The sequence below is a fragment of the Lentilactobacillus parakefiri genome (genome assembly GCF_002157585.1).
GTDB lineage: Bacteria > Bacillota > Bacilli > Lactobacillales > Lactobacillaceae > Lentilactobacillus > Lentilactobacillus parakefiri.
Window position 1 is genome coordinate 1 of record NZ_BDGB01000134.1, and the last position, 231, is coordinate 231.

At 46.8% G+C, this 231-nt stretch carries 1 protein-coding gene; it reads left to right on the top strand.

The window, feature by feature from the left end:
* A partial coding sequence (locus LPKJCM_RS11715) for a transposase (protein WP_165758613.1) occupies window positions 1–231 on the top strand: 231 nt, incomplete at both ends.

The window sequence follows — 231 nt, forward strand, 5'->3', positions numbered from 1 at the left end:
AAGCGACTGCAGGCCTCAAAATATCAACCCAAGCAAGCTTATCAATACAGCTGCTTTGTCGAAGCGCACGTCGGGAACCCAAAATTCAAGCTTCGCTTGGTATTTGTGGCTAATCGGGCCCGTCAAGATGACTACCTAGTACTGGCAACGACTCAGTTAGGCCTTCAGCCACAAGAGATCATTCAACTATACGCCCGAAGATGGCAAATTGAGAATTACTTTAAAGTTGCC